General features: G+C 73.0%; 1 protein-coding gene. It reads right to left on the bottom strand.

Annotated features, from left to right (window positions below):
• The coding region (locus FLW16_RS43255; protein ID WP_142566747.1) for a Gfo/Idh/MocA family protein at window positions 1-356 on the bottom strand (356 nt) is incomplete at both ends.

The following is a 356-nucleotide window of genomic DNA, read 5'->3' as shown; positions in this document are numbered from 1 at the left end:
GCGGTGTCGATGATGTGGGCGCCGATGTCGCCGAGAGCGCCGGACCCGGCCTTGTCCTTCTGGAGCCGCCAGACCAGGGGGAACTCCGGGTCGACGATCCAGTCCTGCAGGTACTGCGCCCGCACGTGCCGGATCTCCCCGAGCCTGCCCTCCTCGACGAACCGCCGGGCCAGCGCGACCGCGGGCACGCGGCGGTAGTTGAAGGCGACCATGCTGCGCACTCCGCGCGCCGCCGCCTCCTTCGCCGCCGCGGCCATGGCCTCGGCCTCGGCCACGGTGTTGGCCAGCGGCTTCTCGCACAGGACGTGCTTGCCCGCCGCCAGCGCCGCGATGGCGATCTCGGCATGGCTGTCACC

The sequence above is a fragment of the Microbispora sp. KK1-11 genome (assembly GCF_006874435.1).
GTDB classification, from domain to species: Bacteria; Actinomycetota; Actinomycetes; order Streptosporangiales; family Streptosporangiaceae; genus Microbispora; species Microbispora catharanthi.
The sequence above is the reverse complement of the archived record's forward strand: the minus strand, read 5'-3'. Positions and strand labels throughout refer to the sequence as shown.